16 protein-coding genes are annotated in these 15,982 nt (G+C 42.7%); 3 read left to right on the top strand and 13 right to left on the bottom strand.

What is annotated here, in order from left to right; all coding sequences use genetic code 11:
- From HY805_09205 to HY805_09150, 12 genes are all read right to left on the bottom strand, one after another.
- Window positions 1-1,383, bottom strand: coding sequence for an NAD(P)/FAD-dependent oxidoreductase (locus HY805_09205; GenBank protein MBI4824386.1), 1,383 nt, complete (start codon window positions 1,381-1,383; stop codon window positions 1-3).
- On the bottom strand, window positions 1,380-1,802 hold the full coding sequence (locus tag HY805_09200; protein MBI4824385.1) for a YjbQ family protein: 423 nt from the start codon (window positions 1,800-1,802) through the stop codon (window positions 1,380-1,382). The genes HY805_09205 and HY805_09200 overlap by 4 nt, the downstream gene beginning before the upstream one ends.
- An 18-nt stretch (window positions 1,803-1,820) precedes the next feature.
- The gene (gene lpxK, locus HY805_09195) at window positions 1,821-2,834 is read right to left on the bottom strand and encodes a tetraacyldisaccharide 4'-kinase (GenBank protein MBI4824384.1); all 1,014 of its coding nucleotides are present in this window, start codon (window positions 2,832-2,834) and stop codon (window positions 1,821-1,823) included.
- Window positions 2,821-4,071 carry a 3-deoxy-D-manno-octulosonic acid transferase gene (locus HY805_09190; protein MBI4824383.1) on the bottom strand — a complete coding sequence of 417 codons (1,251 nt, stop codon included), beginning with the start codon at window positions 4,069-4,071 and terminating at the stop codon, window positions 2,821-2,823. Before HY805_09190 ends, lpxK begins: the two co-directional genes overlap by 14 nt.
- 2 nt (window positions 4,072-4,073) lie before the next feature.
- A complete protein-coding gene (locus HY805_09185) occupies window positions 4,074-5,804 on the bottom strand; it encodes an ABC transporter ATP-binding protein (GenBank protein MBI4824382.1) in 1,731 nt (576 codons plus the stop codon).
- Window positions 5,801-6,925 (bottom strand): lipid-A-disaccharide synthase, encoded by a 1,125-nt coding sequence (gene lpxB, locus HY805_09180; GenBank protein MBI4824381.1) that lies wholly within the window; start codon window positions 6,923-6,925, stop codon window positions 5,801-5,803. The genes HY805_09185 and lpxB overlap by 4 nt, the downstream gene beginning before the upstream one ends.
- A 7-nt stretch (window positions 6,926-6,932) precedes the next feature.
- On the bottom strand, window positions 6,933-8,024 hold the full coding sequence (locus HY805_09175) for a DegT/DnrJ/EryC1/StrS family aminotransferase (protein MBI4824380.1): 1,092 nt from the start codon (window positions 8,022-8,024) through the stop codon (window positions 6,933-6,935).
- Complete coding sequence (locus tag HY805_09170) at window positions 8,021-8,953, bottom strand: Gfo/Idh/MocA family oxidoreductase (protein MBI4824379.1); 933 nt, start codon at window positions 8,951-8,953, stop codon at window positions 8,021-8,023. Before HY805_09170 ends, HY805_09175 begins: the two co-directional genes overlap by 4 nt.
- A 66-nt stretch (window positions 8,954-9,019) precedes the next feature.
- Window positions 9,020-11,251, bottom strand: coding sequence for a response regulator (locus tag HY805_09165; protein ID MBI4824378.1), 2,232 nt, complete (start codon window positions 11,249-11,251; stop codon window positions 9,020-9,022).
- A gap of 5 nt (window positions 11,252-11,256) precedes the next feature.
- Entirely contained in the window at window positions 11,257-12,078 is an 822-nt protein-coding gene (locus tag HY805_09160; GenBank protein ID MBI4824377.1) for a substrate-binding domain-containing protein, read from the bottom strand.
- A gap of 59 nt (window positions 12,079-12,137) precedes the next feature.
- Entirely contained in the window at window positions 12,138-13,052 is a 915-nt protein-coding gene (locus tag HY805_09155) for a branched-chain amino acid transaminase (GenBank protein MBI4824376.1), read from the bottom strand.
- Between the two features lie 159 nt (window positions 13,053-13,211).
- On the bottom strand, window positions 13,212-13,508 hold the full coding sequence (locus tag HY805_09150; protein ID MBI4824375.1) for an ankyrin repeat domain-containing protein: 297 nt from the start codon (window positions 13,506-13,508) through the stop codon (window positions 13,212-13,214).
- Between the two features lie 427 nt (window positions 13,509-13,935).
- On the opposite strand from HY805_09150, the gene HY805_09145 reads away from it, so the two are divergent.
- The 3 genes from HY805_09145 to HY805_09135 all read left to right on the top strand — a co-directional run bounded on the left by HY805_09145 (window position 13,936) and on the right by HY805_09135 (window position 15,407).
- A complete protein-coding gene (locus tag HY805_09145) occupies window positions 13,936-14,193 on the top strand; it encodes a hypothetical protein (protein MBI4824374.1) in 258 nt (85 codons plus the stop codon).
- Window positions 14,194-14,364: 171 nt separating this feature from the next.
- A complete protein-coding gene (locus tag HY805_09140) occupies window positions 14,365-14,622 on the top strand; it encodes a zinc ribbon domain-containing protein (GenBank protein MBI4824373.1) in 258 nt (85 codons plus the stop codon).
- Complete coding sequence (locus HY805_09135; protein ID MBI4824372.1) at window positions 14,619-15,407, top strand: sugar phosphate isomerase/epimerase; 789 nt, start codon at window positions 14,619-14,621, stop codon at window positions 15,405-15,407. The genes HY805_09140 and HY805_09135 overlap by 4 nt, the downstream gene beginning before the upstream one ends.
- Here HY805_09135 and HY805_09130 read toward each other — a convergent pair.
- Window positions 15,389-15,910, bottom strand: coding sequence for an SAM-dependent methyltransferase (locus HY805_09130; GenBank protein ID MBI4824371.1), 522 nt, complete (start codon window positions 15,908-15,910; stop codon window positions 15,389-15,391). The two genes, HY805_09135 and HY805_09130, sit on opposite strands and share 19 nt — an antisense overlap.
- Window positions 15,911-15,982 lie beyond the last annotated feature (72 nt).

Raw genomic sequence — 15,982 nt, 5'->3', positions numbered from 1 at the left:
CTAAGACAGTCTTCTCGATATTTCTCTTGCGGCTATAACTCCTGAGGCTGATGCCTGAACAAGCCCCCTCGATACGCCTGCACCATCTCCTATTGCAAAAAGGTTTTCTATCTCTGTCTGAAGGGTGTTAGTTAGTTTCAACTGCATAGAGTAAAATTTTACCTCCACGCCATAAAGAAGTGTGTGTCTTGAGTTTATACCTGGTGCAATCTTATCCAGTGCCTGAAGCATCTCAAGTATATCCGACAGGTAGCGGTATGGGATTACAAAGCTCAAATCTCCTGGGGTTGCATCCTTAAGGGTTGGCTGAACAACTCCTTTTGCGATTCTTTCGTGTGTCGAGCGCCTGCCTGATACAAGGTCTCCCAATCTCTGGACAATAACCCCTTGTCCAAGGAAATTAGCAAGCCTTGCTATATACCTTCCATAAGAGATTGGCTCATTAAAAGGCTCTGTAAATGTTGTGCTCACAAGGATTGCAAAGTTCGTATAGTTTGTCTTTCTGCTTGCATAGCTATGGCCATTGACCGTCCATATGCCATTAAGGTACTCCTTGACGACCTCTCCGTATGGATTAACACAGAATGTTCTTACCCTGTCATCGAACCTCTTTGAATAAAAAATGAGTTTCGGCTCATATGCAATGTCTGTCAGGTGCTCGAATACAGAGGCAGGAATCTCGACCCTTACTCCGATGTCCACTGGGTTTTGAAGGACAGTAAGTTTGAGCCTCTTTGTCTCCTCCTCAAGCCACTTTGCACCCTCTCTTCCGGGTGCAAGGATTACAAAGTCCGAGAATAGCTCTTTACCGTTTTTTAATTTGACCCCTTCTGCTTTTTTATTTCTAACGAGCACCTGCTTTGCATCCGAATCGAAAATCGTCTCCACATTTTTATTAAGATACCTTTTCATTGCCTTAAGAAGTTTTGCACATCTTTCCGTTCCAATATGCCTTATTCGGGATGGTACGAATACGAGGTCGTTCTTTGCCGCAAGGCTCTGAAGTTCTCTAATCTGTTCCTTATCCCCGCCATAGATTTTTTTAGGCGCACCGAATCTCACATAAAGGTCATCCACATGCCGTATGAGAGAGTCAAGCTCATCCCTTTCGATATATCTCGAAAGAAAGCCTCCGACATCGGGCGAGAGATTCAGCTTTCCATCGCTGAATGCACCTGCGCCTCCCCATCCGCTAAGAAGTGCACACTGAGGGCACGCAGTGCATGAGACCTCTTTTAACTTCATAGGGCAATACCTTTTCTCGATGTCCTTGCCCTTCTCTATGATAAGGACTTTGAGGTTAGGTCTTTCCTCTATGAGCTTAATGGCAGAGAATATCCCTGCAGGACCTGCGCCCACGATTATCACATCGTATTTTTTCATTTCTTTGGTTCGGTGACTTTTTCGCTGACTATGAATTTAAGGGCAACCCTGCGGTGTCTTGGTCCATCGAATTCGCAGAAATAAACAGCCTGCCATGTCCCAAGCACAAGCTTTCCATCCTCTATTGGCACATACTGCGAGACCCCTACTAAGGTGGATTTGATATGGGCATCTGCATTGCCTTCCCGGTGGGAATAATTCATCTCATATGGAATAAGCCTCGAGAGGGTCTGTTGTATGTCGCGATACACAGATGGGTCTGCTCCCTCGTTTACCGTGACTGCCGCAGTTGTATGAGGCACATATATAAAGCATATTCCGCTTTTTACTCCTGCCTCTTTTATGACATTAGCTATATCCTCTGTGATGTCTATAAACTCGTTTCTCTGCCTGCTTTTAACATTTATATAACAGACCATAAGACCTCCATAAATATTTCATACGGGCATTAGCCCTTTAAAAACCTCATCATAAAATCCATTGTCGATTTTAAACTCAATGCCAAGCGTAACAAGGTTATCGGGAAGCCCAATATCCTTCAGTCGTATTATATCCTTTTCCGTTGTGATTATCCATTCCGAACCGCACCTTTCAGCCTCTCTTTGTATTGCCTTAATATCCCGACCTTTGAACCTGTAATGGTCCCTGTATTGCCTAAACCCCTTTAGGTTGACACCCATAAAATTAAGTGTGTTTAAGAAAGACTCTGGCTCGCCTATTGCGCAGAAAGCGTAAATGTTCTTACCGTAAAGCATGTCTATGGGGAATTCCCTGTTAGAGGCTTCCTTTACATAAGCAGGTATATGCCTTCCAAAGAACAAAGGACAATATGGATTATATTTTCTTATCTCCAAGACAAGGTTTTCCATCTCTTTTCCATGTGAATCAGGACTGTTTGTTATGACAAGCACATCTGCCCTTTTAATCTGTCTCAATGGCTCCCTCAGGGTGCCAATTGGAAGGAGTTTTCCATTTCCAAAAGGGTTCAGGGCATTTATAAGAAGGATATCCTTATCCCTATGGAGCCTGAAATGCTGAAACCCATCGTCTAAGATAAAAAGAAACGGAGCTATTGGCTTTAGCTCCTCTATGGCAAATATACCTCCTTCATACCTGTCCTTAGCCTTAACTATTGGAACCATGCTTAATTTTTCAGCCATAAGCACTGGCTCATCGCCTGCTTCCTTCTCAGTAAGTAAAGCTCCAAAACCTTTGCTGACAAAAGAGGGCAGATTAAGGCTTCCCTTATAGCCTCTTGTAAGGATACATGGGTTTAACCCCTTTTTGAAAGCCTCACGGGCAGTTGCCATCACCAAAGGGGTTTTGCCTGTGCCGCCAACTGTTATATTGCCAATGCTTATGACAGTTGAGGTGAGTCTCCTCTGCCTGCCTTTGTCATAGAGCTTCTTAACCTTATAGCCTATATAATATATAAGCTCAAATGGTCCCATATTTTTCCAGGTACCTTTCAAGTGCCTTTAGTGTGTTTTGAACAGCCCCGGTTTTTTCCATGCATAGCTCCTTTGCCCTGATGCCTATGGCACTGCGTTTCTCTGGGTCTCTGAGAAGCTCCTTAAGAATCCGATACAAGGTCAACTCATCTGCCCTTATGATTGCACCCTCTTTTAGGAATTCCTCTACAAAAGGGAAGTTTTCCATATGAGGCCCGCAAACAACGGGTTTCCCCCAGTATGCAGGCTCAAGAGGGTTTTGTCCACCATGCTTTATAAAGCTCCCACCTATTATTGCAATATCGGCTATGCTATATGCAGAGAAAAGCTCTCCAATCGTATCAAGCAAAATCACAGCAGATGAGCCCTCAAAGCCTGAAAGCCTGCTTCTTCTTAAATAAGACACCCCTTTTGACTTGATTAAGTCTTCTACCTCGTTAAATCTCTCAGGGTGTCTCGGTGCAAGAATCAGATTCAGGTTAGGAAAGTCCTTTTTAAGGGCCATGAAAACAGAGAGAACTAAATCCTCCTCTCCTTTGTGGGTGCTTCCAGCTATGATGGCATTGCCCTGAATGCAGTTAGCCCATAAAGGTCTTTGAGAAGATGCCTTCAGGTCAAACTTAAAATTCCCTGTAACCGATACAGCATGCTTTTTTGCGCCGATAGCGATTATCCTTTGAGCATATTCAGGCTCCTGCATACAGAAAAGGTCTACATTTTCAAGAACCCTTTTCATAAAAACCCTTATCCTCATATAGCCCCTGAATGAGGCAGAAGAAATCCTTCCATTAACAATGGCAACAGGAACTTCGCTGATTCTCATGACCCTGAATATATTAGGCCATATCTCTGTCTCTACTGCGATAAAAAGAATAGGTTTTATCGATTGCAAAGCCCGCCTCAAACAGAAGCTTATATCAAAAGGGATGTATATCGTCTCAGCTATACCCTTCAGCCTTTCCGATGCCACTTTCTGTCCTGTATCGGTGACAGTGGAAACTACTATATAAAGACGAGGATACTGCTCCTTGAGGGCTTTTATGAAAGGCAGGGATGCCATGACCTCACCCACTGAGACTGCATGAAGCCATATAGATGAAGGCTGTTTATTAATCCTGATAAAGCCGAATTTCTCTTTTAGCCATCTTCTTCTTAACGACCTTTGCCTTTTCAGGAACTCATAAGGCAGTAGAATGATTACCGATAGAAGATATATGAGGCTATAAAAAAGAAACATATTCAGGAGGGCGATGCCCCCTCAGCAAACTGCAATTCGTAGAGTTTTTTATAAATGCCACCTTTCTTCATAAGCTCTTCATGACTGCCTGATTCAACGATATATCCCCCATCGAGAACTATTATGCGGTTAGCCCTTTTTATTGTCGAGAGCCTGTGGGCTATGACTAATATAGTCCTCGATGCTCCTTGTGCTTCCATGAGGCTGTCTATTGCCTTTTGAACAATCATCTCGGACTGTGTATCCAATGCAGATGTTGCCTCATCCAATATAAGAATAGGCGGGTTTTTAAGAATTGCCCTTGCTATTTGAAGCCTCTGTCTTTCGCCACCTGAAAGCCTGATGCCCTTTTGTCCTATCTCAGAGTCATATCCATTAGGCAGTGCCATTATAAAATCATGGGCATATGCGGCATTTGAGGCATTCAGTATCTCCTCGTCCAATGCATCCTGCCTACCATAGCCTATATTTGCCTTTACAGTGTCGTTAAAGAGTATAACATCCTGGCTGACAATGCCAATCTGTGCCCTTAGGGACTTCTTGGATATGCTGGTTATATCCATACCGTCGATAAGGAGACTGCCTGATGTAGGCGAGTAAAAGCCTGCTATGAGGTCAACAAAGGTCGTTTTCCCAGAGCCGCTTTTTCCGACCAATGCCACTACCTCACCTTTTTTTATCCTCACACTAATCCTGTTAAGGGCATCTTCCTCCTTGCCCTCGTATTTAAAGGATACATCGTCAAACACTATCTCATTTATCCCAGTGAGTTTCTGAGTTCCACTTGGCTCCTCGGGCTCATCTAAAACCATGTCTATTCTTTCGAGTGAGGCTTTAGCCTGTTGTATTCCGTTATTAACCTGTGTAAGTCTTTTGGCAGGAGTATATATCATTAATATCGCGGCAAGAAAAGAGAAGAACTCACCTGCAGTTATGGTCTTACCGACGACTAAGGAACTGCCATACCAAAGGACAAATGCAATACCAACCCCTGCAGTGAACTCCATTATCAGGGAGGTTGCCTCAAGAATCCTTGTGCCTTTCATAAGCTCTCTGTAGTATGCCTGATTGCCGTCTTTGAATCTTGAGCCTTCTTTGTCTTCCATAGAGAATGATTTGATTATCTTTACCCCAGAAAGTCCTTCTGAAAGGGATTCTGTTATGTCTGCAATCTTTTCCTGAGCCTTTAGAGAAACCTTCCTAAGCCTTTTGCCCAAACGGCCTACGGAATAAAATGCAAGCGGAAGAATGAAAAGGGCAATCAATGTGAGGTCCCACCTCATGTACATGGCAACCGAGATGAGGATAACGAATGTTCCGCTTTCGACAAAGAGGTCCCTGACCCTATAGGCAAGAAGCTCCTGTATTATTGCAGTGTCATTTATTGCTCTGGACATCATTGTGCCGGTTGAGTCCTTCGAATAATGGCTCATTGGAAGATAAAGCATATGTTGGTAAAGCCCTACCCTCAGGTCCCTTGAAATCTTTGCGCCTGTGGAACGCATAAGATAGTTCTGAAAGAATGTAAAAATGCCTCTCGCAAGAAACACTGCAAATATTACAAATGGAAGGAGAATCAGTTTGCTTTTGTCTCCTGCAATAAGTATGTCATCCACAGCAGGCTTTACAAGCCATGCAATTGTGCCGTTAGTGCCTGAGACGACAAGACTGCATATGCCTGCAAGGGCGATTCTCTGCCAGTGAGGCCCTACAATCTCAAAGATTCTCTTCATTGCCCCTGCCAGCCTGCTATTTCACCTACTATTTCAGCCACCCTGAGAGATGGTTTTTTCTCTGAATATATGTTCTTCAGTTCTCTAAAGGCTGAAATCATCCCATCCCTGTATGACTTATCCGACATGAGCCTTCTTAGCTCAATCATTATATTTTTTGCATTTGCCCTTCTCTGAATTAGCTCAGGCACAACCAGCCTTTCAAGCAGGAGGTTTACGAGTGAGATATGTTTTACCTTTATTATCAGCCTGCCTAAAGGATAACTAATTGGAGAGACCTTATAGATGACGACCATAGGGGTTTCAAGGAATGAAGCCTGTAGTGTTGCTGTCCCTGATGCAATGACTGCCATATCAGAGGCTGAAAGTGCAAAGATTGAGCCTCCAAACAATATCTGGACCCCTTCTGCCTCAAATTCCCTGATGTCTGTCCTATATCTTTGTATATCCAGATTAGGAGCAAATGGCAAAAGGATATGGTAGTTTGGATATTCTTTTTTGAACATCCTTACAAAACAGATGAGGACAGGCAGGAGGCGGTCAAGCTCATTAGGTCTACTGCCTGGTAGAACAGATAGAACCGGGGTGCCTTCCTTTATACCCAATTCTTCCCTTGCAGTTGAAAGCAAAGAGGACTCGATCTCTTCATATATCGGATGACCAACAAACTCGCATGGAATGCCTCTCCTCTTATATATTGCCTCTTCAAAAGGAAGAATTACCGCAATCTTGTCAACGAGCTTTCCTATTGTCTTTATCCTTCCTTTTCTCCATGCCCAGACCTGTGGGCTTACATAGTAGAGAACCTTAATACCTAATTTTTTTGCAACCCTTGCGACCCTGAGGTTAAAATCAGGGTAGTCTATAAGGATAAGCACATCCGGCATGACTCTTTTCATCATATCTATGGTCTTATTAAAAGTCATTTTAACCTTTCTGAAAGCTGACACAGCCTCAAGCAAGCCAAATGCACTTGAGACCTCGGCAAACACCAGTGCCCCTGCCTCTTTCATCCTTTCTCCGCCAACCCCAATTACCTTTACACGAGGCCATAGAGACCTTATCGCCTTTGTAAGGAGAGCTCCGTACAGCTCACCTGAGCTTTCCCCTGCAATTATCATTACTGTCTCAGACACTGCCTGCAATCTCTGCTATATGCTCCACCTCGGAGTCCTTTATCTCAGGATATATCGGAAGCGAAAGCACCTCTTTAGATGCCCTCTCTGCATGGGGGAAATCCCCTTCCTTTAGTCCAAGATACTTCAATGGCTCCTGAAGATGGAGTGGCAGGGGGTAATACACTGTAGAGGCTATTCCCTTTTCCTTTAGCCTTCTCTGTATCTCATCCCTATTTGGAGTCACGATTGTGTATTGGTGATAAACATGATAAAACCCTGTCTTCTCGGAAGGACATCTTAGTTTCCCTGAATACAGAAGTTTCGTATAAATGCCGGCTTTTTTTCTTCTGAGAAGATTATATTCGTCAATCCTCTTGAATTTCACAAGCAGGATGCCTGCCTGAAGCTCATCGAGCCTGCTGTTGAAGCCAACTGTGCTATGGATGTATGAAGCCTTAGAGCCGTGATTCCTAAGTCTTCTTATCTCATCGGCAATATCTTTGTTATCGAGGATTATCATTCCTCCGTCTCCATATGCACCTAAGTTTTTGCTCGGATAGAAACTGAAACATCCTGCATCCCCAAAACTGCCTACCTTTTTTCCATCGATGCTTGCCCCGAATGCCTGTGCACAGTCCTCTATTACAGACAGATTGTATTTTTCTGCTATAGTCTGAATCCTCTTCATATCTGCTGGATAGCCAAACATGTGAACAGGGATTATTGCCTTTGTCTTTTTAGTAATCTTACTTTCTATAAGGGAGGCATTAATATTAAATGTCTCCGGCTCTATGTCTACAAAAACAGGCTCTGCACCTACATAAAGTATTGCCTCTACTGTGGCAAAGAAGGTAAATGGAGTAGTTATTACCTCATCGCCTTTTCCTATGCCAAATGCCTTAAGGGAAAGATGAAGGGCATCTGTGCCAGAGGCAACCGAAACTGCTGATTCTACTCCGTGGTATTGGGCTATTTTTTCTTCAAGCTCCCTGACCTTAGGCCCTAAAACAAACTGAGAAGACTCAAGTATTTCCGAGAGGACATCTAAAATCTCCTCTTTTATGTCAGAGAACTGTCTTTTGAGGTCAACCATTGGTATCATATTTTAGTCGTATCCTTTGTTTTGATTTTATTTGTTATTTTTATTGCCATCTGAAGGGCATTCCTTGCCTCAACTGCAGAGACCATTGGCTTTGTCCTTTTCAAAACACAATCGATGAAATCTCTTAGCTCCTCCTTAAGAGGCTCTTTTGGGGGAAGCGAAGTCTGCTCCACAGAGATTTCCTTTCCAGTCTTGAGAAATTTTTTTATTTCCTGTCTTTGATAATCTATCAGGAGATAAGAGTCTTTTTCGTATATCCTGAGTTTTCTCGATGTATCCTCAGATACACGGCTTGCCCTGATGAAAGCAGACGCACCGCCTTGAAACTCAAGCCATGCAGAAGCAAAATCCAATTTATCGGTCATAATCCTTCCGCCTGATGCATTTAGTTTCTTGACATTTGGATATTTAAGAAAACTTAATATTATATCTATATCGTGTATCATAAGGTCAATCGTAACATCCACATCTTTTGCCCTTTCCGAAAAAGGTGAGACCCTTTCTGCCTCAAAAAATAATGGTTCGGAGATAAACCGAGAGGCTGAAACGACAGCAGGGTTATACCGCTCAAGATGACCTACCTGAAGGAGCAAGCCTTTTTTTCCAGCCTCCTCTATGAGCATATCTGCCTTTTTCACTGTATGGGCTATTGGCTTCTCTATAAGGATGTCTTTGCCCTGCTTAAGACACTCTAAGGCTATATCATAGTGAGAGGTCGTAGGCGTTACTATGCTTAATGCCTGAAGGCTGTCAAGGGCAGACCTGTAATCAGTGTATGCCTTTGAGTTATACTGTCGTGCAATCTCCTCTGCCTTAGCCTTATCGCTGTCAATCACAGCATAAAGCTGAGCAGAGTTCATCTCAGAGTATATCCTTGCATGATGTCTGCCTAAATAGCCAACACCTATAACACCAACCCTTATTGCCATTTTTCCACCTTTAAAGACTAACTGATATTTTGCACTAAAAGGCTCTTTTTCGGCAAGTAAGGCATCTCAAACAGTAGAGGCTAATACCTCTTTTACCTTCTTAAGGAGGCTTTGTAACCTATATGGCTTTTCTATGAAACCCTTGACAGCCTTTTCCTCCGACCATCTAACATCTAACTCCTTACTGAAGCCTGAGGTGAGAATTACTTTTAATGATGGCTTTATTGCCTTAAGCCTTCTAAGGGTCTCATATCCGCTTAGATTTGGCATAATCATGTCCAATATAACGAGAGAAACTAAATCCTTATTTTCCTGAAATACAGTTACAGCCTCAAGCCCGTCTTGTGCTGTAAGGACAGTGTATTTAGCGGACTCTAAGAGCTCCCTACAAAGCCTTCTAAGGGGCTCCTCGTCATCCACGACGAGGATGGTTGTTCCCGAGACATCTGCCTCGAGCCGTGAGGTCTCATCCTCCTTTTTGAGGGTAACCTCCTCTTCATAGGCAGGCAGATAGAGCTTAAATGTAGTCCCTTTTCCGGGCTCTGAGTAGACATCTATAAAACCTCCATGGTCTTTTACGATGCCATATACTATTGCAAGTCCAAGACCTGTGCCTCTGCCTAATTCCTTTGTCGTAAAGAATGGCTCGAAGATTCTCTCCAGATGCTTTTTCTCTATGCCCATGCCTGTATCCGTAACATTAATCTGTATATAGGCTCCTGACTTTGCCTGAAGATGGCCTACGAGAAAGCCTTCGGTTGCATAAAACCTCGATGTCTCTATGGTAAGGGTTCCGCCTTCAGGCATGGCATCCCCTGCATTAACGCATATATTAAGAAGTGCCTGATAAATGGTGTTTGAATCTCCAAAGACATAAAGCCTTTCATCCGAAAGACCTGTCTTAACGCTTATGGACATATCGAATGTGCGGCCTAAAAGACCTAAAAGCTCTTTTATGAGTCTGTTTATATCTACAGGCTCTTTTGCCTTAAGCTCGACCCTGCCTCTCGAGAAGGTCAAGAGATGGCTCGTAAGCTCCGAGCCCCTTAAAGCGACCTGCTCTATGATATTCCAGTATTTGTAATGAGGGTGCGATTCGTCTATCTCCTCCTTGATAAAACTTGCGTAACCTAAGATTGCGGAAAGCAGGTTATTGAAGTCATGGGCAATGCCTCCTGCGAGGGCACCTAAGCTATCCATCTTTTGCACCTGAAGAAGCTGTTCCTGAGTCCCTCGAAGCTCTTTTGTGCGCTCCTCTACGGTGTATTCGAGGTTTTCGGTGTAGCGCTCGAGGGCATCCCTTTGTGCACCGAGTTGTCTTTGCATATCGTTAAACCTCTCCGAGAGACGGGCTACCTCGTCTTTACCTTTAATCTCAACCATAGTTTTAAACTCACCCTTTCCAACCCTGTCCACAAGCGAAACCATCTCCTTTAATGGGCTGACGAGAGCCTTTATGAAAAGAAGGGCAAAACCAAATGATATTCCGGCTAAGATGAGAAGTACTACGAGCATAGAAGCCCTGAGCTTATGCAGAGAATTTAAAAGCATCTCATCGGAAAGCCCAATCACTATCTTACCTATGGTATTACCATCAGGACCTTTGATATCTTTCTCCAAAACCGAATAAGTGCCCTGTTTTAGGTTGAGATTGCCTTTTATAGGCTTGTAAGGGACATCTTTAATCTGAACAGTCGAGACTGCTATCTCCTCCTCTATGACCAGAAAAAGCTCATTGCCGACAATATCCTTTATATCAGCAAAAAACTCCTCGTCAATATACTTTCCGACAACTACATATCCCACAGTGCCACCTGTATACTCTAATGGCCCTCTGGACATAATCATTAAAGCCCCATTTGTCTTTATGAACCCATCGCCATTTATTTTAAGGTTTAGCCTCACCTGCCCTTTCTCTCCCAGCGTATCAAAGCTTAAAACAGGATTTCCGTTCATATCATAAAGAATCAAGACATCAACCTTTTGAGAGATGTATATGGGCTTAACTATATCGGAAACAGGCTCCATGTTCCTGGAAAGAACTGTGCTTATATAAAAGTATTCTATAAATGTCTTGTTACTCTGGAGAATATTAATAAACCTCGCCAGCTCATCGTTTTTCCGCTTTATAAGGTCCTCTGTAAGAAAAGAGCTTGCTCTAAGATGCTCTCTATGTTCTCTTATGACTCCGCTTGAAGAAAGTATGTATATGATTAAAAGACCTGTCGAAATGATGATAAAGATGAGTGCGAGAAGGAAAAAGACCTTTTCTTTATATCTGAGATTGCCTAAAAACATTTTCTTTATGGGGTTTGATGCATACCGTATTTAAGTAGGATTTCCCTGATATTAGTGCTTGTCCTGATGTAATCTATAAACCTTTTCGCCTTTCCTTTTGCCTCGCCTTTTGTAACGATAGAAAGCGTTGCCCAGAATGGATAATGCCCTTCTATTAAGTCTTTACTTGTAGGCATATAGCCATCGATGGAAAGTATCTTTACGCCTTTTCCCCACTCAGCGATGCTTGTCATCTCAAGATGTCCTATTGCCTGTTTGAAATCCGAAACTGTTTTTGCCATATCAGGCTCTGAGCTAACATTCAGGCTCCTCTTCGTGAACTCAAGGGGACTTCCGAGTATCTTTGTCCAGTTAGGGATATGCTCGGTGCAGTGAAGCCTTGTTATAACTACAATAGGCTCATTGGGTCCACCCACTTTTGACCATCTCGTTATCCTGCCCGAAAAAATATCCTTGACCTGTTTTAAGGTAAGCCCTGAGACTGGATTTGCTTTATTGACTATTATTGCCAGAGGCTCTCTAACTACAGGATAGACCTTAATGCCATATTTTTTCACTATGTCTGGATTTAGCTTGCAGCAGACAAGCCCTATGTCTCTGTCAGGGCTTCCTCCTGACGCATGCAGAATACCTTTTGCACAGCCCTTCCCTTCAATGGCAAATTCGGGTATGAGGTAAAGGGAAATCCCTGTGTCCTTCTTAAAGGTGTTTTTAATATCGTTTGCTAAAACCCAGAGCGAGTGGTCGCCAAAAGCCACTATATCAGCATCCTCGGCAAAAAGAGGGATACTGAAAAGGCTAAAGAGCCAAATAATTATAAAAGGCAACCGACTCATTAAACAGATTATGATGCTTTAGGAGGAGATAGTCAAATCAAAATGTTTCCTTAAACATAGGTAAGCCAGTGTTTGTATTTCCTGTTCTTGCCTTTTACTGTATCAAAGAATATCTTCTGGAGTCTTTTTGTGACCTTACCTGGCATCCCAGTGCCTATCTGCCTTCCATCTAATTCCCTTATCGGAGTAAGCTCCGCGGCTGTGCCTGTAAAGAATGCCTCATCCGAGATGTATACCTCATCCCTCGTAAACCTTTCCTCCCTGACAGTAAGACCCTCATCCTTTGCAATTGTCATGATTGATTCCCTTGTGATGCCTTCAAGTATAGTGGTAAGAGGGGTGGTTTTAAGGCAGTTTTGTCTTAATATAAAGATGTTTTCTCCTGGACCTTCCGAGACATACCCATCTGCATCTAAAAGCAGTGCCTCGTCAAAGCCCATTGAGACTGCCTCGTTTTTGGCAAGCTGACTACTCACATAATATCCGCAGACCTTTGCCCTCGACATATTCGCATTAACATGGCTTTTTATAAAAGACGAGGTCTTGACCCTTATGCCTCTTTTGATGCCCTCCTCTCCAAGATATGTGCCCCATGGCCAGACTGATATGGAGAGATTAATCGGGTTTCCTTTAGGGTAAAGCCCCATTGCACCATAACCTATATATACAAGTGGCCTTATATAGCATTCCTTGAGCTTATTTGCCCTGATGGTTTTTACTACCGCCTCTTTTATCTCTTCCTCCGAATAAGGGACATCCAAAAGGAATATATGTGCTGATTTAATGAGTCTCCTGATATGCTCATCCAATCTGAAGACCGCAGGACCTCTCGATGTCTCGTAGCACCTTATGCCCTCAAAAACCCCAAGCCCGTAATGAAGGGTGTGCGTGAGGATATGAACCTTTGCATCATCCCATGGGATGAGTTTTCCGTCCATCCATATCTTTTCTGTCTTTTTAATCATGAGCTATATTTATAGCAGGCAGATAAGGGTTCTGTCAATAACCCATGCACTTGTTGTCCCGCCAAAATGATAATGTCTTTTTACTTTTTCAGAATCACCCTTTGTGCATCTCCCATGACCCCCAATCGCAGTTGAGGGCAAGGTTGTGGGGTCTGGGTTCTACCTCTTTTTCATTGCATTCTCAAGCAGGCGAACAATCTCTGTATGACCTTTATCTGCCGCCAGCATCAAAGCAGTCATGCCATCATTGGTTTTTGCATTAACATCAGCGCCTTTGTCAAGGAGTTCTTTAATTTTGGCAATATCACCTCGTGCTGCTGCTATTATCAGGTCATCATTAATGCCTGCATAAAGCGAAAGGGGAATAAAGAGCACAGAGATAAGCAGGGCAAGGAATAAGACATTTGAGATTCCGGGGCAAGCTCGGAATGACATAAGCGAAAAAACCTTTTTCATAAACCCCTCCTTTTCTGAGGAAATCGGGACTTGTGATATTATCTTAGGCAGAGTCTTTTTTTGTCAAGGGATTTCTATTAGTAGGGCTCGTTCCCTGAACGAGCCGTTTTGTTACAGACAACATTTTCAGTCTGTTCGGGGAACAGACCCTACCCCTCTCCCGCAAGGGGAGAGGGGAAAAGATTGCTTCGGCAAAGCCTCGCAATGACAGAAAGGCGGATGGATTCTGGACAAGCCAGAATGACACCTTTGGGGTCGGAATGACAAAGGCTCGTCAGGGCGAAACTACTTCTTAGAACTATTTCTTAGAACTACTTTAGAGGACTTTTGTTTGTATATATGACATGCTTTTATAACATGTGTCTTAGACATGTGTTAGAGGACTTTTTTATCTTGGGTGTGTATATTTTCATTAGGAGGTCAAATTATGAATAAAAAAATCACAGAGGAAAAAAGAGTAAGTGCAAGGGCAGCCATGAAATACTGGCTTCTTTCAGACCATATCCTAAGCAAGATAAGTGAGCTAAACCTCATATATGCTTCTTTAAAAGATAAGGTTATTGCCTCTGCAATTCTTATGGATAAGGCAAGGCTCATCGAGGGTGATGAAAAATGCGACAATTTGAACAAAATGAAAAAGATTGAACACTCAAACGATAAAAATGAAGATAATTCAAGCACTTAGGAAAATGAAATTGAACCTATAAAAAAAGGAGATGGCAACGATTATTTTCATTAAGATTTTAAAGTGAGGCAGAAGGGTTCTCGAACCCACGCAAAGACAGGATTACCCCCATGCTTGAACTCTTCTTAAACTTTTTTGTATATTAAAAAGTTATCCTGAACGGAGGAAGAGATGCCAGTTTATGAGTACTCATGTAAAATTTGTGGAAAGACCTATGAATTTATTCGGAGGTTTAAGGATAAGCCATTAAATACATGCCCTGAATGTGGAGGCCCAATGAAAAAGCTCATATCAAATACCTCCTTTGTCCTAAAAGGAACAGGCTGGTATAAAACTGACTATACTGACTATAAGGTCAATGCCCCAGCCAAAGGCTCTGAAACCTCGGACAAAAAGGAATCTGTAACCCCAGCCTCCTCTAAAAAGTGATACCCCCTCAGATTCATATACCATTTGAAAAGATAAATAATTATCTTTCATTTATAAATAGTTACAGGCTAAACTTAGAGATTTACTTTAGCTCTAAAACTCTCGATTCAGTCACTATTTCAGACATACAGAGGCTTAAAGCAGGGTTTAGCCATAATCCTCTTATAACTGTTCATGGACCTTTTATGGACCTTTGTCCTGGGGCAGTTGACTCAAAGATAGGGGAAGTAACCATCGAGAGGTTTTTGCAGACACTCCGCCTTGCAGAGCCTCTTGAGCCTGCCATAGTAGTATTTCATTCAGGCTATGAAAAGTGGAAATATTCGCATCGCCCTGACATATGGCTCGAGGGAAGCCTTGTTACATGGAAAAAAATTATCGAGAAGACATCGAAGATGGATACAAAAATAGCGATAGAAAACATATTCGAGGATGAGCCTACAAACCTGAGGATGCTTATGGCAGAGATGTCTTCTGTCACAGACAGGTTCGGCTTGTGTTTTGACACAGGACATTTCAATCTTTTCTCCAATACATCACTGGATGAGTGGCTTAAAGAGCTTATGCCTTATATCATAGAGTTTCACCTTCATGACAATCTAAAAGACCTCGATTCACACTTACCCATCACTGAGGGAACATTTGATTTCGATAGGCTTTTCTCTTGTATTAGAGATAGCAGGGTTAATAATAATGCTGTTTTCACCATAGAGACACACACTTCCGAAGAGGTCATAAGAAGTCTCAACCATTTTAACGAATACTCTCAGAGGTTTTTAATCTGATTCTTTAAAGAAAATCCCCTTAGACAAGGGACATCTTCCTCTTTACCCATGTAATGAATCATCACCTTATGTGTCTCGCCCATTGTGCCTGGAAGCAAAAGCCCTTTTATCTTAGTCACTTCAAATGGATACTCAGGGGAGTCTCCGTAAAGCTCTGTTATCACCTCATCTATTCCCAATGACACAAGAAAACTGCCCTGAGTTGAAAACCCCAATGTCTTAAACCCAAGAGCCTCTGCCCACCTTTTAAGGGCTGAAAAATTCACATGTGCGGTTATATCTTTTCTGCCAACCCCTTCATAGAAGTCCTCACTGACCTTATGGCTTTCGTAGCAAATCAGCGTTCCTCTTCCTCTTTCCTCGCTGTAATACTGCCATGAAGGATAACCATAGTCTACCGTGATAATAAATCCCTCTGATAAGATACAGGCAACATCCTTAAGCCACCTTTTTATTCTTAGATTTACCTCTGTCCTATATCCCTCTACAAGCTTTATCTCCACAAAATCCCTTATGTAATCGTATATCTCCGGGTTACTGAGACTGCCTTAACCTCTAAAAACCTTTCTTTTTCG

The sequence above is a fragment of the Nitrospirota bacterium genome, assembly GCA_016207905.1.
Lineage (GTDB): Bacteria > Nitrospirota > Thermodesulfovibrionia > Thermodesulfovibrionales > JdFR-86 > JACQZC01.
The sequence above is the reverse complement of the archived record's forward strand: the minus strand, read 5'-3'. Positions and strand labels throughout refer to the sequence as shown.